Annotated in this window: 1 protein-coding gene; it reads right to left on the reverse strand. The window is 65.4% G+C overall.

Features of this window, described 5'->3' with window-relative positions:
* Nucleotides 1-468, reverse strand: a 468-nt coding sequence (locus tag DYI25_RS22245; RefSeq protein ID WP_213372941.1) for a cbb3-type cytochrome c oxidase subunit I, incomplete at both ends; no start/stop codon positions are given.

Raw genomic sequence — 468 nt, forward strand, 5'->3', positions numbered from 1 at the left:
CACCGGCAGCATCCAGAAGGAGAGAGCGTTCAGGCGCGGGAACGCCATGTCCGGCGCGCCGATCATCAGCGGGATCACGAAGTTCGCGATGCCGGCGAAGACCGGGATGATGAACAGGAAGATCATCAGCGAGGCGTGCACCGAGAAGAGGCCGTTGAACGTGTTCGGGTCCACGAACTGCGTGCCCGGCTGTGCCAGCTCCGCGCGCATCAGCATCGCCATCAGGCCGGCGGCGATGAAGAAGAAGAAGGTCGTGCAGATGTACTGGATGCCGATCACCTTGTGATCGGTGTTCACGCGGAAGTAGTCGCGCCAGCCGGTGGCGCCGTGGCCCGAGTGGTCCTCGGGGATCGTGGGGGCGCCCGAGGCCCAGCGGAACCAGTAGTCGAAGCAGCCGATGCCGATCAGGTAGCCGAACGGCGCGGCGATCAGGGCGCCGACCGTGATGATCGCGTCCCAGTCCAGGAG

This window comes from Mesobacillus boroniphilus, from assembly GCF_018424685.1.
GTDB lineage: Bacteria > Bacillota > Bacilli > Bacillales > Cytobacillaceae > Mesobacillus > Mesobacillus boroniphilus_A.